At 63.5% G+C, this 21,506-nt stretch carries 24 protein-coding genes; 3 read left to right on the forward strand and 21 right to left on the reverse strand.

Going from position 1 to position 21,506, the window contains the following annotated elements; translation table 11 throughout:
- The 4 genes from sufB to BRAS3843_RS32990 all read right to left on the reverse strand — a co-directional run.
- A partial coding sequence (sufB, locus tag BRAS3843_RS32975; protein ID WP_035983617.1) for a Fe-S cluster assembly protein SufB occupies positions 1-966 on the reverse strand: 966 nt, incomplete at its 3' end.
- A 38-nt stretch (positions 967-1,004) separates the two neighbouring features.
- A complete protein-coding gene (locus BRAS3843_RS32980) occupies positions 1,005-1,199 on the reverse strand; it encodes a 4Fe-4S dicluster domain-containing protein (RefSeq protein WP_008973558.1) in 195 nt (64 codons plus the stop codon).
- Between the two features lie 301 nt (positions 1,200-1,500).
- A complete protein-coding gene (gene nifA, locus BRAS3843_RS32985) occupies positions 1,501-3,243 on the reverse strand; it encodes a nif-specific transcriptional activator NifA (protein WP_008973559.1) in 1,743 nt (580 codons plus the stop codon).
- 310 nt (positions 3,244-3,553) lie between these two features.
- The gene (locus BRAS3843_RS32990; protein ID WP_008973560.1) at positions 3,554-4,396 is read right to left on the reverse strand and encodes an SDR family oxidoreductase; all 843 of its coding nucleotides are present in this window, start codon (positions 4,394-4,396) and stop codon (positions 3,554-3,556) included.
- On the opposite strand from BRAS3843_RS32990, the gene BRAS3843_RS41065 reads away from it, so the two are divergent.
- The 3 genes from BRAS3843_RS41065 (at position 4,376) to BRAS3843_RS40035 (ending at position 6,033) form a co-directional block, all read left to right on the forward strand.
- Complete coding sequence (locus BRAS3843_RS41065; protein WP_139025049.1) at positions 4,376-4,594, forward strand: hypothetical protein; 219 nt, start codon at positions 4,376-4,378, stop codon at positions 4,592-4,594. The two genes, BRAS3843_RS32990 and BRAS3843_RS41065, sit on opposite strands and share 21 nt — an antisense overlap.
- Before the next feature lie 126 nt (positions 4,595-4,720).
- On the forward strand, positions 4,721-5,569 hold the full coding sequence (locus BRAS3843_RS32995; RefSeq protein ID WP_008973561.1) for a xanthine dehydrogenase: 849 nt from the start codon (positions 4,721-4,723) through the stop codon (positions 5,567-5,569).
- Between the two features lie 158 nt (positions 5,570-5,727).
- Positions 5,728-6,033 carry a (2Fe-2S)-binding protein gene (locus tag BRAS3843_RS40035; RefSeq protein ID WP_083841488.1) on the forward strand — a complete coding sequence of 102 codons (306 nt, stop codon included), beginning with the start codon at positions 5,728-5,730 and terminating at the stop codon, positions 6,031-6,033.
- Here BRAS3843_RS40035 and BRAS3843_RS33000 read toward each other — a convergent pair.
- From BRAS3843_RS33000 to BRAS3843_RS33080, 17 genes are all read right to left on the reverse strand, one after another.
- Positions 5,940-7,307 (reverse strand): ATP-binding protein, encoded by a 1,368-nt coding sequence (locus BRAS3843_RS33000; RefSeq protein ID WP_035983620.1) that lies wholly within the window; start codon positions 7,305-7,307, stop codon positions 5,940-5,942. The two genes, BRAS3843_RS40035 and BRAS3843_RS33000, sit on opposite strands and share 94 nt — an antisense overlap.
- On the reverse strand, positions 7,282-8,736 hold the full coding sequence (locus BRAS3843_RS33005) for a sigma-54 dependent transcriptional regulator (RefSeq protein WP_008973563.1): 1,455 nt from the start codon (positions 8,734-8,736) through the stop codon (positions 7,282-7,284). The genes BRAS3843_RS33000 and BRAS3843_RS33005 overlap by 26 nt, the downstream gene beginning before the upstream one ends.
- Before the next feature lie 32 nt (positions 8,737-8,768).
- A complete protein-coding gene (hypE, locus tag BRAS3843_RS33010) occupies positions 8,769-9,809 on the reverse strand; it encodes a hydrogenase expression/formation protein HypE (RefSeq protein ID WP_008973564.1) in 1,041 nt (346 codons plus the stop codon).
- Positions 9,806-10,933 carry a hydrogenase formation protein HypD gene (gene hypD, locus BRAS3843_RS33015; RefSeq protein ID WP_008973565.1) on the reverse strand — a complete coding sequence of 376 codons (1,128 nt, stop codon included), beginning with the start codon at positions 10,931-10,933 and terminating at the stop codon, positions 9,806-9,808. The genes hypE and hypD overlap by 4 nt, the downstream gene beginning before the upstream one ends.
- Positions 10,930-11,163, reverse strand: a complete 234-nt coding sequence (locus BRAS3843_RS33020) for a HypC/HybG/HupF family hydrogenase formation chaperone (protein ID WP_035983621.1) — start codon at positions 11,161-11,163, stop codon at positions 10,930-10,932. The genes hypD and BRAS3843_RS33020 overlap by 4 nt, the downstream gene beginning before the upstream one ends.
- Entirely contained in the window at positions 11,163-13,424 is a 2,262-nt protein-coding gene (hypF, locus tag BRAS3843_RS33025; RefSeq protein WP_008973567.1) for a carbamoyltransferase HypF, read from the reverse strand. The genes BRAS3843_RS33020 and hypF overlap by 1 nt, the downstream gene beginning before the upstream one ends.
- A gap of 2 nt (positions 13,425-13,426) precedes the next feature.
- A complete protein-coding gene (gene hypB, locus BRAS3843_RS33030; protein ID WP_035983624.1) occupies positions 13,427-14,398 on the reverse strand; it encodes a hydrogenase nickel incorporation protein HypB in 972 nt (323 codons plus the stop codon).
- The gene (gene hypA / locus BRAS3843_RS33035; protein ID WP_035983626.1) at positions 14,398-14,739 is read right to left on the reverse strand and encodes a hydrogenase maturation nickel metallochaperone HypA; all 342 of its coding nucleotides are present in this window, start codon (positions 14,737-14,739) and stop codon (positions 14,398-14,400) included. The genes hypB and hypA overlap by 1 nt, the downstream gene beginning before the upstream one ends.
- Positions 14,732-15,820 (reverse strand): hydrogenase assembly protein HupF, encoded by a 1,089-nt coding sequence (locus BRAS3843_RS33040; protein WP_008973570.1) that lies wholly within the window; start codon positions 15,818-15,820, stop codon positions 14,732-14,734. Before BRAS3843_RS33040 ends, hypA begins: the two co-directional genes overlap by 8 nt.
- Positions 15,817-16,329, reverse strand: a complete 513-nt coding sequence (hybE, locus tag BRAS3843_RS33045; protein WP_008973571.1) for a [NiFe]-hydrogenase assembly chaperone HybE — start codon at positions 16,327-16,329, stop codon at positions 15,817-15,819. The genes BRAS3843_RS33040 and hybE overlap by 4 nt, the downstream gene beginning before the upstream one ends.
- Positions 16,326-16,535 (reverse strand): rubredoxin, encoded by a 210-nt coding sequence (locus tag BRAS3843_RS33050; RefSeq protein ID WP_008973572.1) that lies wholly within the window; start codon positions 16,533-16,535, stop codon positions 16,326-16,328. Before BRAS3843_RS33050 ends, hybE begins: the two co-directional genes overlap by 4 nt.
- The gene (locus tag BRAS3843_RS33055; RefSeq protein WP_008973573.1) at positions 16,532-17,395 is read right to left on the reverse strand and encodes a hydrogenase expression/formation protein; all 864 of its coding nucleotides are present in this window, start codon (positions 17,393-17,395) and stop codon (positions 16,532-16,534) included. The genes BRAS3843_RS33050 and BRAS3843_RS33055 overlap by 4 nt, the downstream gene beginning before the upstream one ends.
- Positions 17,392-17,838: a hydrogenase accessory protein gene (locus BRAS3843_RS33060; protein ID WP_008973574.1), complete on the reverse strand. Its 447-nt coding sequence runs from the start codon at positions 17,836-17,838 to the stop codon at positions 17,392-17,394. The genes BRAS3843_RS33055 and BRAS3843_RS33060 overlap by 4 nt, the downstream gene beginning before the upstream one ends.
- 224 nt (positions 17,839-18,062) lie before the next feature.
- Entirely contained in the window at positions 18,063-18,353 is a 291-nt protein-coding gene (locus BRAS3843_RS33065; protein WP_008973575.1) for a HypC/HybG/HupF family hydrogenase formation chaperone, read from the reverse strand.
- Positions 18,354-18,380: 27 nt separating this feature from the next.
- Positions 18,381-18,962, reverse strand: coding sequence for a HyaD/HybD family hydrogenase maturation endopeptidase (locus BRAS3843_RS33070; protein ID WP_008973576.1), 582 nt, complete (start codon positions 18,960-18,962; stop codon positions 18,381-18,383).
- 9 nt (positions 18,963-18,971) lie between these two features.
- Positions 18,972-19,706, reverse strand: a complete 735-nt coding sequence (cybH, locus tag BRAS3843_RS33075) for a Ni/Fe-hydrogenase, b-type cytochrome subunit (RefSeq protein ID WP_008973577.1) — start codon at positions 19,704-19,706, stop codon at positions 18,972-18,974.
- Positions 19,707-19,715: 9 nt separating this feature from the next.
- Positions 19,716-21,506, reverse strand: a complete 1,791-nt coding sequence (locus BRAS3843_RS33080) for a nickel-dependent hydrogenase large subunit (protein WP_008973578.1) — start codon at positions 21,504-21,506, stop codon at positions 19,716-19,718.

A 21,506-nucleotide genomic window follows, 5' to 3' on the forward strand; every position in this document is an offset into this window, starting at 1 on the left:
AGAGATCTTCGAATTGGCGCCGCGGCAGTCGCCGCGCTTGGTGACGAAGTTGTAGATGCCGCCGACGCCTTCGGCGTTTCCTGGATACCAGTTCTGCACCGTCGAATATTTGATCTCGGCGTCTTCCAGCGCGACCAGCTCGACGACAGCCGCATGCAGCTGGTTCTCGTCGCGCTGGGGGGCGGTGCAGCCCTCAAGATAGCTGACATAGGCGCCCTTGTCGGCGATGATCAGCGTACGCTCGAACTGACCGGTATTGCGTTCGTTGATGCGGAAATAGGTCGACAGCTCCATCGGGCAGTGTACGCCTTCCGGCACATAGACGAAGGAGCCGTCCGAGAACACCGCCGAATTGAGGGTAGCGAAGTAGTTGTCTGATGTCGGCACCACGCTGCCGAGATATTTCTGCACCAGCTCCGGATACTCACGGATCGCCTCCGAGATCGGCATGAAGATCACGCCGGCCTTCTTCAGCTCCTCCTTAAACGTGGTCGCGACCGAGACCGAGTCGAACACTGCGTCAACCGCGATCTTGCTGCGCGGCGCTATAGTTTCGCCGTCGACCTCGCCCGCCGGCCGTTCCACGCCTTCGAGGATCTCGACCTCGCGCAGGGGGATGCCGAGCTTCTCGTAAGTCTTCAGGATCTCCGGATCGATCTCCTCCAGCGACGCAACCTTCTTCTTCGGCTTCGGCGCGGCATAATAATAAAGATCCTGATAGTCGATCTTGGGGTAGCCGACGCGGGCCCAGGTCGGTTCCTCCATGGTCAGCCAGCGGCGATAGGCCTCCAGCCGCCATTGCAGCATCCAGGCGGGCTCGTTCTTCTTGGCCGAGATGAAGCGGATGGTGTCTTCCGAGAGGCCCTTGGGAGCCTTCTCCGACTCGATGAGGGTCTCAAATCCGTACCGATACTGATCGACGTCGATACCCTTGACCCGATCGACGGTCTCTTGAACGGCTGCCATGCCTCACTCCGCTTCTCTTCCCTCACCACGCCGTCGCGTCAGGCAGGCACGCAGGTGTCCGGAACCGGACAGACGGCTGCGCATTGCGGCGAGTCGAAATGCCCTTCGCACTCGGTGCACTTCTTGGGATCGATGATGTACATGTCGTTCTTCAGCCGGATGGCTGCATTCGGACATTCGAATTCGCAGGCACCGCAGACCGTGCATTGCGAAGCGATGATCTTGTAGGCCATGAACCGCTCCCCGCGATTAGCGACATCGGACGACGTCATTCGCCAGGAGGTCTTTCAAGCCGCATGCCAGAGGTCATGCGGTTGATATTTCAGGATTATTCTAAACTGCTTCGGGGGGCCGGGCTGTCGCGCTCCCGACATGTCGCAAGTCCGACAGCTTCGCCGACCTCGATCGACACGTCGCGCACACGCCGGGTCGCGAGCCAAAAAAAATCACGCGCCGTTGGATGGCGCGTGAGCTATTCGCTGACGTTTCGGTTGCGCAGCGAACGGAAAGCAGCTGGGCGCCGCAACCGCCGGATCAGAACCGCTTGACCTCGATGTTATACTTCTTCAGGGCGTAGCCGATCTGCCGCGGCGTGAGGCCAAGCAGCCGCGCAGCTTTCGCCTGAACCCAGCCGCAACGCTCCATCGCCTGCACGATCCGGTCGCGGTCGATCAGTCCGGCCTCATCGTTGAGGTCGGCGATCTCGCCCGCCGCCTCGTCGTCCACGGGTTCAATTTCGCGAACCGGCGGCTCAATCGGCGCTTTCGCACGCGGCATGATCGGTAGCGGCACCAATGGCTGCGATCGCGGCGCAGGCAGATCGGAATTGCCCTTCCAGAGGATCGCCGACATGCATTCGTCGCGGCTGCAGGCGAAATCCTCCATCACGATCGATGGCCCCGCCGCCATGGTCGCCGTGCGCTGCACGCAGTTCTCGAGTTCGCGGACGTTGCCGGGGAAACCACAATGCATGAGAACATCGATCGCGCTGACGTCGAAGTTCAGGTTGCGGTTGTTTTCGGTGTTGAAGCGCCGCAGGAACTCGCAGGCGAGCTGCGGAATGTCGCTGCGGCGTTCGCGCAAGGGCGGCAGCCGGATCGGAACGACGCTGATGCGGTAGTAGAGGTCGGCGCGGAACTCGTTGCGCGATACCGCCTCTTCAAGGTTGCGGTTGGTCGCGGTGACGATGCGGACATCGACCTTGATGGTCTGGTTGCCGCCCACACGCTCGAACTCCTGCTCCTGCAGGACACGCAGCAGCTTGGCCTGGAATGCCGGCGAGATCTCACCGATCTCGTCCAGGAAAAGAGTGCCCTTGTCGGCCAGCTCGAAGCGGCCCTTGCGGGCATTGATCGCGCCGGTGAACGCCCCCTTCTCGTGACCGAACAGTTCGGATTCAAGCACGGTCTCCGGCAGCGCCGCGCAGTTGATCTTGATGAAGGGCCGCTTGGCCCGCGCCGACAATTCGTGGATGGCTTTTGCTACCAATTCCTTGCCGGTGCCGGATTCGCCGCGCAACAGAACCGGCGCGTTCGACTTGGCGACCACGTTGATCTTGTCGAGCAGTGTACGCAGCGCCGGGCTGTCGCCGACGATGCCCTCGACCAGCACCTTCTTGCGATCCTTTGGCGCCGGCTTCAGCTCCGACAGCTCCTTCTGCAGCCGATGGCTTTCCGCCATCAGCCGCTCGCGGTCGCGCGCAACCACGCGGTGCAGCTTAATGGTCTGACCGATCAGGTTCGCCACCATTGTCAGGAAGCGCACATCGGCGTCGAGGCGGAACACCGCCCGTCCGTCCCAGACCCGATCGATGGTCAACGTTCCCACCACCTTCTGGTCGATCCGGATCGGCACGCCGAGGAAGGATACGCGCACGTCAGACCCGGCACCGAGCACCGCCACGTCGGCTTCACTGAACGCCGAATGGTCGGCCACATTCTCCGCGATCAGTGGCACGGCGGTGGCCACGATCTGATCGAGCGCCTTTTGCGGGAGACGTTCGCGGTAGCGCTGATCGCTGCCCTCGCTCCAACCGGCGCCTACGGCGATATCAGGAATACCGTCATCGGCCAGCAACGATACCACGCCATGGCGCATCTGCATGAACGACTGCAGCAGGTTGACGACATTGGCGAGGGTGATTTCGAGCCGCGTCGGTGCGGCGAGAATTTTCGAGATCTCGAAGATACCGGTCAGTGCGATCTCACTGAGCGGGATCGGAGCTGCATTGGACCGCGTGTCTTGAGCTTCGAGCTTCAGTGCTTCCGTATGGATCATGGTCGCATCTCTATGCGTCACGGACGCCCCAGCGGATCGCCCGGATTTTGTAGGCGTTCTAACATCCTCGCTCATCAGCTACTGATTGTCGTGCCTAACTTTGCTGCACCGCCGCAGAATGAGTGGGCAAACACAGACCAGAAAAGTTGCAGGGCTTTCATGATGTTAACGCCGCACGCGCGCGCACGGAGGCGGCCTCGACCGCATCGCCGCATGATCGAGGACCGACAGGACAAATTTGCTCTTATCAGGTCGATTCCGTCATTCAATCGAACGGCTTGCGGTAGATCGGAACGCCTCGCAAATGCAATTAGAGATGCTGGCCGCCATTGATCTGAATCTCCTCGCCGGTCACGTAGCTCGCCGCGTCCGAGCAGAGAAAGAAGATCACCTTCGCGACCTCGTCCGGCGTGCCGATACGGCGCATCGGGATCAGCGGCGAGAAACGCGCCTCGGTCTCCGGTGACACCATCTCCGTCTTGATTTCGCCGGGCGCGATCGCGTTGACGCGGATGCCATGCGGCGCGAAGTCGTGGGCCATTTCACGGGTGAGACACGCGAGCGCCGCCTTCGACGTCGCATAGGCGGTACCGGCGAAGGGATGGACGCGGGAGCCGACGATCGAGGTCACATTGACGACCGCGGCCTGCCCAAGCTTGAGCTCATCAAATAGCCCCCGCGCGAGCAGAATGGGCCCGAGAAAATTGACATGAAAGACGGTCATCCAGGCTTCGACCGAGGTGGACAGTGAATCGAGCCGGGAGCCGTCCATCGCCTTCGGCGAGATCGCGGCATTGTTGATCAACGCATGCAACGGGGCCCCCGCCAGTCGCGCCTTGATATCGGCGATGGCGCGCGGTACCGCCTGGCGATCACTGAGATCGACCTGGACGTGATTGTCGGGACCGGCGTCCCACGGACATCGTCCGCCATCGAACGGCTGCCGCGAGCAGGTGATGATCCGCCAGCCTGCGTCGGAGAATAACTTGGCCGTGGCGTGCCCGATCCCGCGCGAGCCGCCGGTCAGCACCATCGTCTTCTGCTCTTGTCGCCCTCTCATCTCGGTGGAGAGAGCATCGCCGTGAAATGGACACGACAACGGCACCGCTTCGGCGTCCGCTGGCCGCTCGTCATGTTCGAGATCGAGACTCACACGCGCTCCCGCGTTGTGCTTCAGATATCGACCTGCGGCCACGAGATGCGGCGCGATGGTCTTGCGGTAAAACTGCAGGATTTGGGCCAGCAAAAAACACGGCGCAACATCTCCGGGCCTGTCGGATTTGCGACAGCTTGGCTGGTTTGGAACATGCCGCTCGTCGAATTCGTGACGGATCTTCGGGTAACCCGTTGAAGTCTAGCCGCTAGTTCCCGTCCTATGGATGTGGTCCAAGTCTTGCTCACGTTCTGACAATCAGGTTTTGCCAATCTACTTTCCAACCACACTGCGTGAGACGTTCGACGCTGCAGGGCCTTTTCGATGGGATTGAGCGCCGTCAGGCTCGCTGTCATTCTCGGCACGAACGAAATCGCGTCGGCCGTCGCCGTCTATCTGCATCGCGCGGGCTACTGCGTGGTGCTCTCGCACGATCCCAACCCGCCGGTCATGCGTCGCAGGATGGCGTTCCATGACGCGTTGTTTGCCGATTTCGCGCGGGTCGAGAATGTGATCGGCGAGCGCATCGAGGGCAGCGTCGACGTCTTCAACGCATTGCGCGCGCCGCGGCACGTGCTTGTGACCTGGCTTGGACTACTCGATTTGTTGCCGGTGCGAGAGATCGACGTCTTGGTGGACGCGCGCATGCAGAAGCGCGACATCACGCCCGATCTGCGGGGCCTGACGCGCCTGTCAATCGGACTGGGACCCGGATTTTCTCCGTCAGCCAATTGCGATGTTGCGATTGAGACCAGGCCGGCGCAGAGCGGACAGATCGTGCGCCACGGCTGGACCGCAACGGCCGACAGCGCCCCCGCCTTGTTAGGCGGCGTCGGCGCCGAGCGCTTTGTCTACTCGCCCTATGAAGGCCGCTGGCACACGCCGGTCGAAATCGGCACCCGCATCTACAAGGGCTTTGTCGTAGGCCACCTGTCGGGCGCGCCGCTGACAGCGCCTTATGATGGAATACTCCGCGGGATCGTCCGCGACGGCAGCGATGTGCCGGCCGGTGCCAAGCTCCTCGAAGTCGATCCCCGCGGTCGCGATGCGCAATGGACCGGGATCGATCGGCGCGGACGTGGCATCGCGCAAGCCACACTGACGGCCGTGCAGCAGCATCGCGCAGCCGGCGTTGCTCCCATGCCGCTTCACGCGGCGGACTCGAAGCTCTGATCCCCCTTGTTCTGCGCTGTCATCGACAAAAGCAGCAGCAGAATCGACGTTTGCCTCCGTCTAGATCTATTCCAAATCCGCCTGTAACTGCTGCCGCCGTCCTGATCGCGGCTGGCACTCTTGTTGCTTATCAGTTGCAGAAGCCGGACATCGAACCCATGATCATCTGTTCCTGCAACGTCATCACCGACCACGCGATCCGCAACATCGTCACCACGACCGATCTCGCTTTCGGATCGCCGGCACAGGTCTATGACTGCCTCGGCTGCGCCGTCCAGTGCGGACAGTGCTCACGCTCGGTGAAGCGCATCCTGGAGGAGAAGCTTACAAACGGTGTTGCGGCCTGGTCCGTTGGTCGGGCCGACCGCTATCAGGCTGCGGGCAACGCGAATGAAAATGTCGCGCCACCTTCGGGCGCGTTGGCAGCAACGAGTTCGCCGCCATGCTCACGCACGATGCCATAGCTGATCCAGAGCCCAAGCCCGGTCCCCTCGCCCACGCGCTTGGTGGTGAAGAACGGCTCGAAGATATGGCTCAGATGATCCTGATCGATGCCGGGGCCATTGTCGGACACCCTGAACAGGATCTCGTTGCCCTCGCGCTGGGCTGACACGACGAGCCGGGGCGCCTCGGTCGCGCGCATGGCATCAATGGCGTTCTCGACCAGATTGACGACCACCTGATGCAACTGGCCTTCATTGCCGGAGATCCAGAGGTCCGGCGCGACATCGATCTGAACGTCGAGATGGCGCTGCTTGGTCCGGACCGCCCAGAGCACTGCCGTGTTGATCAACCGCTCGATATCGACCCGCTCGACCTCGCCGAGTTTCGAGAATGACAGCCGGCGCAGGTTCTTGACGATCTCGCTGATACGAACCGCACCTTCCAGCGTGCCATCGATCAACGAGCCGAAATCCGCGAGGATCGCATCGATCCTAAGCTTACCCTTGAGCTCGGCGACCTCGGCCGGCAGCGGCCGCTCATGGATCGCGTCGAGATAGGTCGTGAGCGCGGTCCGATAGCGCATCAGGGTGTGAATGTTGCCGTAGACAAAGCTGATCGGGTTGTTCAGCTCATGGGCGACGCCGGCAACAAGGCGGCCGAGGCTCGCCATCTTCTCCTGCTCGACCAGCTGCCGCTGTGCGCGCTGCAGCTCCCGGTGCGCCTTGTGCAGAGCCTCATAGGCGCGACGGAGCTCGCCGATCGGCCGGCCCGTCAACACGACGCCGATGAAGCGGCCGCGGTGATCATGCCGGGGCGAGCTGTTGATCGCGAACAGGTCCGAGCTGCCTTGCTCGTTGACGAAGCGCAGCTCGCTGTCGACGACCTCCGCGGCAGCGCGGGGTTTCAGCAATGGCGCCAGCCTGGCCCTGTCCTCGCGGTCGATCAGGTCGGCGATATTGCCACCTGTGATCTCCTGCATTGCACGGCCGGAGGTCTGCTGAAATGCGGAATTGGCCTGCTGCACGGCTCCCCTGGCGTCGCACACCACCAGAATGTCCGAGACGGATTCGATTACATTGGTGACGAAAGCCTGCGCTTCCTCGAGCTCGGCATTCTTGTGCTCGAGATCGACCTCGTAGCGGAGGAGATCGGAATAGACCTCATCCATCTTGCGGATGACTTCGATCCAGACGCCTTCGCGCTCACTGTCGAATTCCAGCGAGCCGCGGCCGGCAATCAGCTTCAGCAGCGTTTCCGAACCGGGCATCTCAGGAGAGGACGTCGCCTTTGCCATTTTTTCTCAGATCGTATCGGGACAATTTGTTGCGCAAGCCCACGCGCGACAGGCCAAGCTCGTTCGCGACCCGGCTGATATTACCTTCATATTTCTCCAGATAATTGATGATGACAGCCTTTTCGAGATCTTCCACCTTGTCCTTGAGGGTTGCGGAACCGTTCAGCTGGCCATTGGCCGCCGGCGACGCCCGGCGCGGAGTGCGGCGTCCCGCGAATGGCGGACAGCGCAATTCATCCGCGTCGGCCAGCACGGCCATGCGCTGGATCTCGTTCTGCAGCTCGCGCACATTGCCCGGCCAGTGATATCTGGAAAATTCCTCCAGCGCCGCCGACGCGAAGCGCAGGTTCGGCCGGTTGAACGAAACCTTGACCGCCGACAGCACGCCTTCAGCAATCAGCGGGATATCCATGGGACGGTCGCGCAACGCCGGCATATGCACAGGGAACGCGGCGAGCCGGTAATAGAGGTCCCGCCGGAACCGGCCGGCCTCGACTTCAGCCTCCAGATCGCGGTTGGTGGCGGCCACCACGCGGACATCGACCTTGCGCACCCGCTGCGCGCCCAGCGGCCTGATCTCGCTCTCCTGCAGGACCCGCAAGAGCTTCACCTGAAAGGCGGGCGAGGTCTCGCCGATCTCGTCGAGGAAGATGGTGCCGCCGTCCGCGACCTCGAACAGGCCGATCCGGTCCTGATAGGCGCCGGTGAACGCCCCCTTCTTGCAGCCGAACAGCTCGCTTTCCAGCAATTCGTCCGGCAGCGCACCGCAGTTCTGGATGACGAAAGCCTTGGTGGCCCGTGCGGAGCCATAGTGGATGGCGCGCGCCAGCAGCTCCTTTCCGGTACCGGATTCGCCGGTGATCAGTACCGAGATGTCGTAATCCGCCGCCCGTCGGCCGAGCTCGATGACGCCGCGCATCGGACTATCAGGCGAGTGCAGGATGCGGTCGAAGTCATAGAGCTGCTTGGCGGCGCCGCGTTTGACCGAGACCACCTTCTTGACGTGCGCAGGCCGCGCCTTGACGTCGACGCCCGCCGTCTCGGTTTCCTTCTGCAGACGGTACAACTGGACCGCTTCGCGCACGATCTCGATCAGGCGCTCCGGCTGCCATGGCTTGGTGATGTACTGGTAGATCCCGGCCTCGTTCAGGCCGGCGATGATGTCTTCCGAATCCGAGTAGCCGGAAATGATCATGCGGACCGGATCAGGCCACAGCTCGCGGACGCGCTTCAGGAAGCTGACGCCGGACTCCTGCGGCATGCGCTGGTCGCAGATGACGGCGTGCACGATCTCGCCTTCCAGCAGCTTCTCGGCATCCGCGGTGTTGCCGGCGCAGAGCACCTCGAAATCCTGATCGAGGACGCGCCGCAGCGCCTCCTGCGAGCGGACCTCGTCATCGACGATCAGTATCGTCCCCTGCACGCTCATCTTCGGTCTCAACAGATCCTTCAACAGATTCGTCAACAGATCCTTGGCAACTGCTCGCCCGACAGCCAGTCGACGATCCGCCCGCCGCCGAAGCTGGTCGCCATCTGGACGAAGCGGTGATCGTCCGCGACCGCCTCGCCGATCTCAGCGGCGTCACGGCCGAGCGGATGGGCCTTCATTGCCGCCAGGACAGAGGCCGCCACATCCGGCGCGACCACCGCGACCAGCTTGCCTTCATTGGCGACATTGAGCGGGTCGAGCCCAAGCAGCTCGCAGGCCGCGGCCACCGCAGGCTTGACCGGGATCGCCTCTTCCTCCAGGCGGAAGCCGAGCCGCGACTGCTGGGCGATCTCGTTCATGGTTGCCGCAAGGCCGCCGCGGGTGGGATCGCGCATCAGCCGGATGCCTTGCCCGCCTGCCGCGATCATAGCCGCGACCAGCTCGTGCAAGGCTGCAGAGTCGGAGAGGATCTCGGTGTCGAAGGCGAGGTTCTGGCGCTTCGACATGATGGCGACGCCGTGATCACCGAGGCTGCCCGACAGCAGAACACGATCGCCGGGGCGCGCCTTGTCGGCCGACAGATCGAGCCCCTCGGGCAGCACGCCGACGCCGGCGGTCGAAATGAACAGACCATCGGCCTTGCCGCGCTCGACCACCTTGGTATCGCCGGTGATAATCGCGATGCCGGCTGACCGCGCTGCCTCCCCCATCGCATCGGCAACTCGCTTCAGATCGGCGAGGCCAAATCCCTCCTCGATGATGAAGCTCGCCGAGAGATAGAGCGGCTGGGCGCCGGCCATCGCGATGTCGTTGACGGTGCCGTGCACAGCCAGCGAGCCAATGTTGCCGCCCGGAAAGAACAAGGGCGAGACGACGTAGCCGTCGGTCGTCATCACCATGCGGCCGGCGGGCACGTCGAAGGCCGACTGGTCGTTGCCGCGCGCCAGCCATTCGTTGCCGAAGGCTTCGTGGAAAAGACCGGAAATGAGCTGTCCCATTGCCCGTCCGCCGGCGCCGTGGGACAGGTCGACACAGCCGTTCTTGAGGTCGAGCCGGCGCTGCGGGACGCTCATGATGCGAGCCTCCGCTGATGGTCGCGGAAGCGGCCATAGGTCCAGTGCGCGGCGCAGGCGCCTTCCGACGACACCATGCAGGAACCGACCGGGGTCTCAGGCGTGCAGGCTGTGCCGAACAATTTGCAGTCGACCGGCTTCTTCAAGCCGCGCAGGATAGCCGGGCATTCGCAGGCGGGATTGTCGGCCACGATCTTTTCGTCCATCGCAAAGCGCAGTTCGGCATCGAAACGCGCAAAGGCCGGGCTCAGCTTCAGCCCGCTGTGCGGGATCGACCCCAGGCCACGCCATTCGAACGTCTCGCGCAGCGCAAAGATGTCGGCCACATCGGCCTTGGCGCGCTGATTGCCGACGCGGGTGACGGCGCGACGATATTGGTTTTCGACCTCGTGGCGTCCGTCATTGACCTGGTCGACCAACATCAGGATCGCCTGCATCATGTCGAGCGGTTCGAAGCCCGCGATCACCACCGGCTTGCCGTCACCCTCGGCAAAGGGCTCGTAGGGCGCGGTGCCGATCACGGTCGACACATGCGCAGGTCCCACGAAACCGTCGATCTCGACCGGGTTCTCGCTATCGAGGATCGCGCGCATCGCCGGCGGCGTCAGCACGTGATTGCAGAACACGCTGAAATTCGTAAGGCCCTTCTTGTCCGCGAGCCTGATCATGATCGCCGTCGGCGGCGTCGTGGTCTCGAAGCCGATCGCAAAGAACACGATTTCGCGTGCCGGATTGTCTTCAGCGATCCTGATCGCGTCGAGCGTCGAATAGACCATGCGGATGTCGGCGCCGCGCGCCTTTGCCCGCAACAGCGAGGCGCCGCGCGAGCCCGGCACCCGCATCAGGTCGCCATAGACGCAAAGGATGATTTCGGGCCGTTCGGCGAGCTGGATCGCCATGTCGATGCGCCCCGCTGGCAGCACGCAGACCGGACAGCCCGGGCCATGAATCATCCTAATATTGTCCGGCAGCATGTCCTCGAGGCCATAGCGGGCGATCGCGTGCGTGTGCCCGCCACAGAACTCCATGAAGCGGTAAGATCTCTGCGGGTCGGCCTTGGCGCGGATCGCCCGCGCCAGTCCGGTCGCAATCTCCTTGTCGCGAAACTCGTCAGAATATTTCATGGCTGCGCCTCCGCATAGTCGCCAAGCTGCCGCAGCAGATCGAGCGTCTCCTGAGCCTCGGCCGGATCGATCTTGGCCAGCGCGTGGCCGACATGGAGGATGACATAGTCGCCGACCGCGAGGTCCTCGACCAGCGCGACCGAGACCTCCTTGCGGACACCATCGATCGAGACGATCGCCATGTCGTCGGCTAAGAACTCGATCACCTCAGCGGGAATGGCTAGGCACATCAGGTCGATCCTCCGAGATGTGGTGGCACAGTGGCAAGTGTGAGGGCCGCGATCCAAGCCTGCCCCAGGCTCAAGCCGCCGTCGTTCGGCGGCAGACGGCGCGGCCGCAGCGGGTTCAAGCCAGCGGCCCGGCAGCCGCGTTCGATCTGCTCTGTCAGATGCGCATTCAGGAAGCAGCCGCCGCTCAACACGATGTCGGATATGTTCAGCGAGCGCGCCGCACGCATGACCCAGTCGACGCAGGCGGCGGCGAACGTACCGTGAAACAGGCCAGCGGCGTCGACCGGGGCCGTCGCGTCCGCCAGCAGGCGCTCGAACAAGGGACACAGCGACAGCACGCCGTCAGCAACCTCCCAACCGCGATCGCATATCGACGTTTCGCGTACCAATGCTTCGAGCTTCATCGCGGCTTCGCCTTCGTAGCTCTGCAACAGACAGATCCCGAGCAGCCCGGCGGCCGCATCGAACAACCGGCCGGCACTGGTTGTGATCGGCGTGTCCGGCCTCTCGAGCAGCGACGGCAGATATTGCGCCTGCGCATGGGCTGAAAAGCGGCGCGGGATCTCGTCACTGCGGTCGAGTCCGTGCAGCAGCGCCGCCGCCATCCGCCAGGGCTCGCGCGCGGCACGATCGCCTCCGGGCATTTTCAGCGCGGCCAAATGGCCGATGCGGCGAAAGCTTGCGCCGTCGCAGAGCAACAGCTCGCCGCCCCAATTGCCGCCGTCGGAGCCATGGCCGTAGCCGTCCAGCACCAGCCCAATCGCCGGTCCGGTGTGACCATGTTCCGCCATGACCGAAGCGGCATGCGCATGATGATGCTGGACCGCGATCATCGGGCGCCCGCTTGCGTCGGCAAAGCGCGTCGAGGCCATGTCGGGATGCAGATCATGTGCGACCGCCACCGGCTCGACGTCGAGCACGTGCGTGAGATGCGCGATCGTCTCTTCGAAGAAGCGGATGGCGGCGGCGGTATCGAGATCACCGATATGCTGGGAGACAAAGGCTTCATCGCCGCGCGTGAGCGTGACGGTGGATTTCAGGTGCCCGCCGACCGCGAGAATCGGCGGCACCTCGCGTGCAAGCCTTATCGGCTCGGGCACATAGCCGCGCGCGCGACGGATGAAATGCGGCTGCCCGGCCACGACCGACACGACGGAATCGTCGGCGCGAGTGACGATGTCACGGTCATGGGTCAACACCAGATCGGCGATGCCGGCCAGCCGCCGCCCGGCCTCCGCATTGTCGATCAGGAGCGGCTCGCCGCTGATGTTGGCGCTGGTGCAGACGAGCGCCCAATGCGCGGCATCGCTTGATCCGCTGCGCGCACCGAGCGCATGGAAGATCAGATGATGCAGCGGCGCGACCGGCAGCATCACCCCGATCCTGACAAGCCCGGGGGCCAAAGATGGTGCCAAGCCGGAGCGCGATCGCAGCAGCACGATCGGCCGCGCCACCGTTTCCAGCAATCCGCGCTCGGCGGCATCGACATCGGCGATCCCGGCCACCGCGTCCACATCCGCCACCATCACCGCGAACGGCTTCTGGTCACGCTGCTTGCGCGCCCTCAAGCAGCGAACCGCCGCCTCGTTACGCGCGTCACAGAGCAGCTGATAGCCGCCGAGGCCTTTGATCGCGACGATGCGACCGTCCTCGAGCGCTGCCGCAATCTCCTCGAGGTCATGGCTCAAGCGCGGCCCGCAGCGCGGGCACGAGATCGCCTCGGCATGAAAGCGCCGGCCGGCAGGATCCGCGTAGTCGACCGAGCAAGCCTCGCACAATGCAAAGGCCTTCATCGCGGTGGTGGCGCGGTCGTAGGGCAGCCGTTCGGCGATGGTGAAGCGCGGCCCGCAATCGGTACAGGTCACGAAGGGATAAAGATAAAAGCGGCTATCCGGATCGAACAGCTCGGCGAGACATTGCGGACAGGTGGCGGCGTCAGGCGTGATCCGCGTGGCGACCCGTCCGCGCCCGCTCTCGCGGATCTGGAACGCGGCGCTTGCCGCGGGCGCGACATGCTCGACTGCGATGTCGTCGATGCGCGCCAGCGGCGGCACCTGCCGCGGGAGCGCATCGACAAAATCAGCGGCGTGGTCGCCCTCGACCTCGATCAGGACTCCCTGCGGGTCGTTGGCGACGAAGCCGCCGAGCCGATAGCGGGTGGCCAGCCCATAGACATAGGGGCGAAAGCCGACGCCCTGCACGGCGCCGCGCACGCGCAGCCGCAGCCGCGTCCGATGCTGTGCCTGCGCCCCGCCGCTCATGATCAGACCGTAGCCGCGCTCAAGGCTTGCGCCGTAACGCTTGCCCTGGCCTTTTCCGACTGCTTCCTGATCCAGGCATAGAACGCGGCAAAGCCTTCGCCGGTGCGCGCGGAGATCGTCAACACCTCGATCTTCGGATTGACGCGCCGGGCATATTCGATGGTTTGCGCCAGATCGAAATCGACCGCCGGCGCGAGATCGATCTTGTTGATCAGCATCAAGGAGGAGGCTGCGAACATGTCCGGGTACTTCAGCGGCTTGTCCTCGCCTTCGGTGGTGGAGAACACCACAATCTTGCAGGCCTCGCCGAGGTCGAAGGCGGCCGGACAGACCAGATTGCCGACATTCTCGATGAACAGGATGCCGCCACGCAAGGACGGCAGCTTGCGATAGGCTTCGTCCACCATCGCCGCATCCAGATGGCAGCCTTTGCCGGTGTTGACCTGGATCGCCGGCACGCCGGTCGCCCTGATCCGTTCGGCATCGTTCGAGGTCTGCTGGTCGCCTTCGATCACCGCAACGGGACGGGTCTGCTTCAGTTCGGCGACGGCGCGGACCAGGAGCGAGGTCTTGCCGGCACCGGGGCTGGAAACGAGGTTGAACGCGAGCACATCATCAGCGCCGAAGCGGGCGCGGTTGTCGGCGGCAATGGTGTTGTTCTTGCCGAGAATGTCGCGCTCGATCTGGACGATACGCGACGAGGAGAGACCGGCGATCTCTTGTCCGGCCGGATTGGCGGTGCAGTCGACACGGCTGGCTTCGCCATGATCGTGATGATGATGATCATGGTCACCGTGATGATGATGGCCATGACCATGGTGGTGATGGTGGCCGTGATCGTCGTGGTTATGATCGTGAGCGTGGCCACGATGATGGTGGCCATGCGCATGATCATGATCGCCATGATGATGGTGGTGCTCGTCACCGGCTTCGACGGACGCCTTGCCTTCGCTGCAGCCACAGACCGTGCACATCACTCGACCTCCAATTCCTTGACCCGCATCTCCTCGCCGCCGGTGACCTGCAACTGGTAGCTGCCGCAGGACGGACACGGCGCGAGACGCTCGGCGATCTCGACACTTTGCGAGCAGTTGAGACACCAGGCCGTGCCTGGCTGCGTGATGATTTCCAGCGCAGCGCCTTCCGCCACCGTGCGCGCGGTGACGGCATCGAAACAGAACCGCAGTGCCTCGGGCGCGACATGGCTGAGCGCGCCGATCTCGAGCCACACCGTCTTGACCTTCGAGAATGCACACTTGCGTGCCTCCTGCTCGACGATCTCGACGATGCCTTCGCACAACGCCATCTCATGCATCGGCCAGCTCCGTCAGCTCGACACGCACGCCGACACAGGCATCGAATGCGCCGACCAGCGCCTCGACAGCGTCGCGATCGTGCATGGAGATGGCGGCGCCGGTCAGCGCCCTGGCCACCGGCCCGCGCGGATGAAAATTCCATTCGGTCGGCGCCAGAAATTCGCAGTGAACAATCTGGCCTACGCCGTCGAGCTCGACCGCGTGATAGAGTCGCCCCCTGGCGCATTCGACCGCTGCCGCGCCACGCCCGCGCCCGAGCGGATAGCTCTCGACGACGCCGCTGTCGCGCGTCTCATTGTCGTCCTGCTGGTTCTCAAGCCAGCGAACGAGCTGGATGATTTCGGCGACCTTGGCCCTTAGCCGCTCAACCAGCGTTCCGTGCGAGGCCCCGGATGTCGTTCGCAAAATGTGACGGGCCCAGACGCCGGTTTCAGGAACACGGCCGCTGAGATCGGGCCGGTCGGCAAAGGATGCGCCCTCGTCAAGCAGACGTGTAACGATGAGCGGGTCGTCCGCCGCCGACAGGTGGCCTTGGTCTGCGAGCATAGGATGTGTCCAGTCGCGATCGTTCGCGGCCACAACGATCGAGGCCAGCGGGCTTTCTGGAACGATCTCCTCCGGCTGCAAACATAAGCCCAGCGCCGCAAGTGCGGTCTTGATCTGCGACAAGGTTTCAATGCGGGACCGGTCTGCGGTGTCGGCGGCGAGGGACGCCACGGCCTGCAGCAGCTTGCGCAGGCCTACGGCCGCGCCCCGATCCTGAGCAAGACGCGGCACCAGCAGGCTACGCAGCAGTTCGGCGAGCCGCTCGGCGACGACAGCATGAGTGCGCCGTTGCTGCGTCAACGGCGCGACCTCGCGCGCATATGCGGCATCGAGCGCTGACAGAAATGCAACCTGATGCGCAGCAGCGCACAGCGAAAACAGGCGCGGCAGGGCCGCTGCCGCTTTCTCCGCGGGCTTGCCTGCGAAGATGCGGCTCAGAGGCGGACGGGTTCGCGGCCTGATATCGACGGCCGCGATCCGGCCATCGACAACCGACAGTGCGAGATCGATCTGATCGCGGATGCCCGGGCTCACCGCGCGCTCTCCGTCAGGCTTCCGCGCAGAAAGGCGCGGCGGTCGATAACGCTGCCGGTCTTTCCAAGCCCATTGACCCGCTGCTGATCGTCGGCGCATGCCGTCATCAGTTCGGCCGAGGCGGCCTGCGCCGCAGCACGTGCTGCGTCCATATCGGCGAACTCGAACATCGGTGAGAACAGCGAGCAGCTCGCGATCCGGCCGACTTGCGCGATCTCACTGACCGTGAAAGTGAAGGCGCCCGCGGGAAAGTGGATCTGCAGATGGTCCGATGCAACTCCGTCCGCAGGCGTCACCACATTCATGAACCAGGGCGTGACGACGATGCCAACAATGTTGCCCTGCATCTGCTGGAAACCGATCGCCTCCACGTCGAGCGCATCATGATAGATCGGCAGCTCGCGCATGGTGCGCGCGCCGATGTCGCGGTAGGCCGCAGCAAGCCGCTCGCCCCACGCGACCGGATCGGTGATGGGATCCCCTGCTGGCTGGACCGCGATCGCACTCATGCTTCGATCGCCATGAATTTCGATTTCGGCGCGTCGCAGGTCGGGCAGCGCCACTCCTCCGGCAAGGCGGTGAAAGCCGTCCCAGCGGGGATCTGCGCCACCGCATCGCCCTCCGCCGGGTCGTAGCGGGTCCAGCAGATGCCGCATTCCATGCGGACGCTGTCTGCGAGATCGCTGGGCACGCCGAAATTCTCAAAGCCGCTCATGTGAAATAGGCCTCGATGATCTCTTTGAGGCGCACGGCCGAATCCTCGAAATCCTCGTCGGCGGCGAGCGCCACCACCGGCACGCCGCCGACCTCGAGCGTGTCGAGGATGATGGTGTCCATCGCGTTGAAGAACTGCACCGACCACACATTGCGCACGCCGGTGGCCAGCACGCGGCAGGTCCCATAGCCGCGCGAGACCAGCTGGATCGGTCCGTTCCTGAGCGTGTCCTGCAGGAAACTCATATCGGCCGGGCTCATCGGCAGCAGCGTGAAGTTGATGGTCTGCGTGCGCGTGCCCGGCTTCCAGGCGAGCGTGCGCTCGCGGATCTCAGCCAGCACCGGCAGCGCATTCATGATGCCCTCCGGCGCCGCTCCGATCTCGAAATCCGGCACGGTCAGATCGGCGGCAGCACGGGTCACGATTTCCGGCACCGGGCCGATCTCGATGTAATCGTGCTGGCTATCCGCCTCCCAGCGCACGCGCCAGACTCCGGCCAGCACCGATTCCTGGATCTGTGCCAGCGATCCGCCGGGCAGCGCCACCACACCGGCCACCTCGCCCTCGCCGAGCACGTCGTCGATCAGCCGACGTTCGAGATCGTTGAGACCCGCGAGCCGGAACAACTGGGTCGGCCCGTCGCTGGTCTGACGCGCGATGCTGTCGGCGACCTGCGACAACAGCACGATCGCATTCGGGCAGTTACGTGCGAGTTCGGCACTGTCCAAGGTCGCAAGCTTGGCGAGCGCGCCTGCTGCGGTCAGGCCCTTATGCGCAGCGTCAAGACTCTCCTCGCCGATCGGAAAAATGTTGACCGGCTGCTCCTCCCCCTCCGGGGCAATCCAGAAACCTGCTTTCATCGCTCGGCCCCTTGGGCGGTATGGGCGGGAATAATGCTGGCGACGACGGCTGCCTTGCCCGACTTCGGTCGGTCGATCAGCCGGGAGATGCGCTCGACATAAACAGACCAGTCCTGGATCTTGGCGATCAGGCCGAGGGTCTCACCGCCGCGGCAAAAGATCAGGCTCGGCTGCACGCGCACGCCGAAACGTTCGCCCAGCGTGGCCTCAGCCTCACGCGCAATGACGGCCCCATGCAGCCGGCCCTGAAAGGCCGTGATCAGCTCGGGGAGCACGATGGCGACGTCGAGCACTTCGGGAAATCGCACGGGATCGCCCGCGGAGAACAGGACCGCCACGCCCCCGGCGCGATCGGCCGCGGCGAGAAAATCATCGATATTCGAGGCATCGACTTCGGGCAGCCCGCCCCGCCGCTGCGCGCGACCGCGCTCCTGAAACTCCATCGACGCTTCCTCCTGTCCAGTTTTTTGTTGCCAGGAATTGTGGTTAGCAAGCGATGTGCCAGAGCGATCCGGCCTGAGCTTACGAGCCAACTTATTGAAAATAGGAAATATTTTTATTGATCTGGCTCAATGCCTTCCAGCTGGAAAGCTATTTTCCGGACTTTGGCTGGAAATATTCCTACCAGGCCGGATACTTTCTTATCAGCACTCGGGGAGCCGACCGCTTATCGCAGGTGTTCGGGCAATTCCGGCTCGCGGTCGACCAGGTCGCCAAAGAAGCGGTCGCAATCCTCGCCATTGAGCGCTGCCTGCAGTCCCTGGATCGCATCGCCGATCAAGCGAGCCTCCTCGTCGTCGAGCAACCGCACTGCGCTGTCGAGATAGACCAGCACCTTCGCGCCCGCCGGCGGATCCGATAGCAGCAGCACCGAGACCCGACGCAGTTCGTCGCCATATTGGCAGAGCGCGGTCGTGCCGTCGGTTTCGACAATGGTCATCGGCAGGCCCAGGCACATCGCCATGTTCTCCAGTGGCGAGCGGGCTCAAGCCGAGCGCGCCCTCATTTCATAATTCAGGTGATCGATATCGTTTGCGAGCAGCCGCTCAGCCGGCGCGAGCGGCTCGGTGCGCGGCACCGGTGGCGCGCCCCATTGCACCAGTAACTCACAGGCCAGTCGGATCGCCGGTTCGATCTGTGCCCGGACAGGCTCTGTCAACGGCCCGCCCCAATCTTCGAGATCAAGAGGCTGACAGCCGATCAAGGCAAGGCGCTTCGGATAGCGGCCCAGCAGATCAGCCGCGCTCAAGACCTCCTGAAAGCCGGTCTGATGCAGGCTCATCTTCTTGGCGCCGGTGAAGCGCGGCACCTCGTCATCGCGGACGAGCTTCAACTCACCCGGCGCAAGACCGTAGTCGATGGCATCGAAGACGATGAGGGCATCGGCGTCCTCGACGTAGTTCACGAGGTAAAGGCCCTGCGTGCCACCGTCGAGGATGGTGACGTTGTCGGGAACGGCGTAGCGGCGGTGGAATTCCTCCACCACCCGCACGCCGAAGCCTTCGTCCGCCCACAGGATGTTGCCGATCCCGAGCACCAGGATCCGATCTTGCCCGGCCTCACTCATACACGGCCCCTATTCGCGGAATTGGCGCTCGCCCGAGACCATCGAGGAGATGATGCTCTGGCGCGACATGATGTCTTCGCGGATCGCGGCATAGATGTGCACCATCACAAACGTGACCAGCGCCCACATGCCGAGGTGATGCCACGTATGCACGTCCTGGCTGTTCGGCCAGATCGCAAACACCCAACCGAACAGTCTGTGCTGCCAGCTGTCGATACCGGTGCCCTCGGAGTAAAGCGCAAACCCGGTGATGATCATGAAGGCCACGAACAGCGTGAACCCCGTGAACATCGCGGTCTGGGCCAACGGATTGTGGCCGACATACATCTTCGGCTCACGCTCCAGGAACGCGTACCAGCGGATTTCGTGCAGCACCTCCTTCCAGAACTGCACCCGATGCACCGGGACGTAGAAAATCTGCCGAGAGTGATGGTTGCCGACGAAAGCCCACAGGACTCGGGCGAGGAAGAACACCGCCAAGATCTGTCCCGCGGCGAAGTGCGTGAAACGAATATAGCCCATCAGGAAATGCGCCGAGGCCTCGCCGCCGACCGACGGCAGCGGCGTTCCGATGAAATAGCCGCTGACCATGAGCACGACGATCGCGAGCGCGTTCACCCAATGGCAGATGCGGACCGGGGCTTCGTAGACGTAGACCGTCGGACGCCCGATCACGCGCTCGCCATGCGCGTCGGAGGCCCCCGTCTGCAACGAACCGTCCGGTGCGATTGTTCTGTCCAGCATGACGCCCTCCTATCGCACTTTCACGGTGGCCAGCTCCTGGCCGTCCGGGCTCATCACATGGGTGGAGCAGGCCAGGCACGGATCGAAGGAATGGATCGTGCGCAGGATTTCCAACGGTTTCTCTGGATCCGCCATCGGCGTATCCATCAGCGACGCCTCGAACGCGCCGATATTGCCCTTGGGATCGCGCGGCGAACCGTTCCAGGTGGTCGGCACCACGCACTGGTAGTTGTCGATCTTGGTGTCCTTGATCTTGATCCAGTGCGCGAGCGCACCGCGCGGCGCCTCGGTGAAACCGAAGCCCTTGGCCTCCTTCGGCCAGCTCTCCGGCTTCCACTTCTCAACATTGGCGGTCGAGGAATCGCCGGCCTTGATCCGCGCCACCAGCTTGTCCTGGAAGTAGCGCATCTGCCGCGCCGCCCATTGACATTCGAGCGCGCGCGCCGCGGTACGGCCGAGCGTCGAGAACAGCGCCGTGACCGGCAGGTTCAGATCCTTCAAGAACTTCTCGGTCGGCTCCTTGAATTCCGGCTTGCCCTGGGCATAGCCGACGATGTAGCGCGCCAGCGGCCCGACCTCGACGGCATTACCGCGCCAGCGCGGCGCCTTGATCCAGGAATACTTGCCGCCCTCGTCGAGCTCCTTGATGTCGGTCTTGGTGCCCTTGGCATTCGGCCCGAGCTGATAGTTCGGCTCGGTGATGCCGTCCCAGGGATGCAGACCCTTGGTCTCATCAGGGTATTTGTACCAGGAATGCGTGACGAACTCCTGGATCTGCTCGGGATCGGCGTGATCGATCGGCAGCACCTCCTTGAGATTGCCGTTCAGGATCACGCCGCGCGGCAGCTTCAGGTTCTTGGCCGAATAGTCGTTGGCGTTTTCCGGGATGTCGCCATAGGCCATCACGCTCTTGCCCGACAGCCCGCCGCCATAGAGCCAGTCCTTGTAGAAGGATCCGATCGCCGCGACATCAGGCAGATAGACCTGCTCCGTGAACTCGATGCAGCGGTCGATGATGGAGGAGACGAGGTTTAGCCGCTCCATGTTGATGGCGCCGACCGCGCCGGTGCCGTCGACATTGATGGCGCAGGGGACACCGCCGACCAGCCAGTTCGGATGCGGATTCTTGCCGCCATAGATGGTGTGGACCTTGACGATCTCCTTCTGGAAATCGAGCGCTTCCAGATAGTGCGCCACCGCCATCAGATTGGCTTCGGGCGGCAGCTTGTAAGCCGCATGGCCCCAATAGGCATTCTTGAACGGCCCCAGCTGGCCGGACTCGACGAACTTGGTGAGACGGATCTGCAGGTCCTTGAAATAGCCGGGCGAGGACAGCGGCCAGTCCGAGATCGATTGCGCCAGCGCGGAGGTCGCCTTCGGGTCAGCCTTCAGCGCCGACACCACGTCGACCCAGTCGAGCGCATGCAGATGGTAGAAGTGCACGAGGTGATCATGCACCTGCAGGCAGAGCTGCATGATGTTGCGGATCGAGTTGGCGTTCTCCGGGATCGAGATGCCGAGCGCGTTCTCCACGGCGCGCACCGAGGTCAGCGCATGGGTGCCGGTGCAGACGCCGCAGATCCGCTCGGTGAAGGCCCAGGCGTCGCGCGGATCGCGGTTGCGCAGGATGGTCTCGATGCCGCGCCACATCGTGCCGGTCGAGACTGCATTGCGAATGACATTGTTGGAGTCGACATTGACCTCGACGCGAAGATGTCCCTCGATCCGGGTCAAGGGATCGACCACGATCCGCTTGCCGGAATTATCGAGATTGAACCCATTGGGTGTCTGAATGCCCAT

Origin of the sequence: Bradyrhizobium sp. STM 3843 (genome assembly GCF_000239815.1) — a bacterium.
GTDB lineage: Bacteria > Pseudomonadota > Alphaproteobacteria > Rhizobiales > Xanthobacteraceae > Bradyrhizobium.

Excerpts from the sequence above, each read along its gene's own strand:
- BRAS3843_RS32980 (WP_008973558.1), bottom strand. The coding sequence starts at position 1,199 with ATGGCCTACAAGATCATCGCTTCGCAATGCACGGTCTGCGGTGCCTGC.
- nifA (WP_008973559.1), bottom strand. The coding sequence starts at position 3,243 with ATGATCCATACGGAAGCACTGAAGCTCGAAGCTCAAGACACGCGGTCC.
- BRAS3843_RS41065 (WP_139025049.1), top strand. The coding sequence starts at position 4,376 with ATGTTCGAGATCGAGACTCACACGCGCTCCCGCGTTGTGCTTCAGATA.
- BRAS3843_RS32995 (WP_008973561.1), top strand. The coding sequence starts at position 4,721 with ATGGGATTGAGCGCCGTCAGGCTCGCTGTCATTCTCGGCACGAACGAA.
- BRAS3843_RS40035 (WP_083841488.1), top strand. The coding sequence starts at position 5,728 with ATGATCATCTGTTCCTGCAACGTCATCACCGACCACGCGATCCGCAAC.
- BRAS3843_RS33000 (WP_035983620.1), bottom strand. The coding sequence starts at position 7,307 with ATGGCAAAGGCGACGTCCTCTCCTGAGATGCCCGGTTCGGAAACGCTG.
- BRAS3843_RS33005 (WP_008973563.1), bottom strand. The coding sequence starts at position 8,736 with ATGAGCGTGCAGGGGACGATACTGATCGTCGATGACGAGGTCCGCTCG.
- hypE (WP_008973564.1), bottom strand. The coding sequence starts at position 9,809 with ATGAGCGTCCCGCAGCGCCGGCTCGACCTCAAGAACGGCTGTGTCGAC.
- hypD (WP_008973565.1), bottom strand. The coding sequence starts at position 10,933 with ATGAAATATTCTGACGAGTTTCGCGACAAGGAGATTGCGACCGGACTG.
- BRAS3843_RS33020 (WP_035983621.1), bottom strand. The coding sequence starts at position 11,163 with ATGTGCCTAGCCATTCCCGCTGAGGTGATCGAGTTCTTAGCCGACGAC.
- hypF (WP_008973567.1), bottom strand. The coding sequence starts at position 13,424 with ATGAGCGGCGGGGCGCAGGCACAGCATCGGACGCGGCTGCGGCTGCGC.
- hypB (WP_035983624.1), bottom strand. The coding sequence starts at position 14,398 with ATGTGCACGGTCTGTGGCTGCAGCGAAGGCAAGGCGTCCGTCGAAGCC.
- hypA (WP_035983626.1), bottom strand. The coding sequence starts at position 14,739 with ATGCATGAGATGGCGTTGTGCGAAGGCATCGTCGAGATCGTCGAGCAG.
- hybE (WP_008973571.1), bottom strand. The coding sequence starts at position 16,329 with ATGAGTGCGATCGCGGTCCAGCCAGCAGGGGATCCCATCACCGATCCG.
- BRAS3843_RS33050 (WP_008973572.1), bottom strand. The coding sequence starts at position 16,535 with ATGAGCGGCTTTGAGAATTTCGGCGTGCCCAGCGATCTCGCAGACAGC.
- BRAS3843_RS33055 (WP_008973573.1), bottom strand. The coding sequence starts at position 17,395 with ATGAAAGCAGGTTTCTGGATTGCCCCGGAGGGGGAGGAGCAGCCGGTC.
- BRAS3843_RS33060 (WP_008973574.1), bottom strand. The coding sequence starts at position 17,838 with ATGGAGTTTCAGGAGCGCGGTCGCGCGCAGCGGCGGGGCGGGCTGCCC.
- BRAS3843_RS33065 (WP_008973575.1), bottom strand. The coding sequence starts at position 18,353 with ATGTGCCTGGGCCTGCCGATGACCATTGTCGAAACCGACGGCACGACC.
- BRAS3843_RS33070 (WP_008973576.1), bottom strand. The coding sequence starts at position 18,962 with ATGAGTGAGGCCGGGCAAGATCGGATCCTGGTGCTCGGGATCGGCAAC.
- cybH (WP_008973577.1), bottom strand. The coding sequence starts at position 19,706 with ATGCTGGACAGAACAATCGCACCGGACGGTTCGTTGCAGACGGGGGCC.
- BRAS3843_RS33080 (WP_008973578.1), bottom strand. The coding sequence starts at position 21,506 with ATGGGCATTCAGACACCCAATGGGTTCAATCTCGATAATTCCGGCAAG.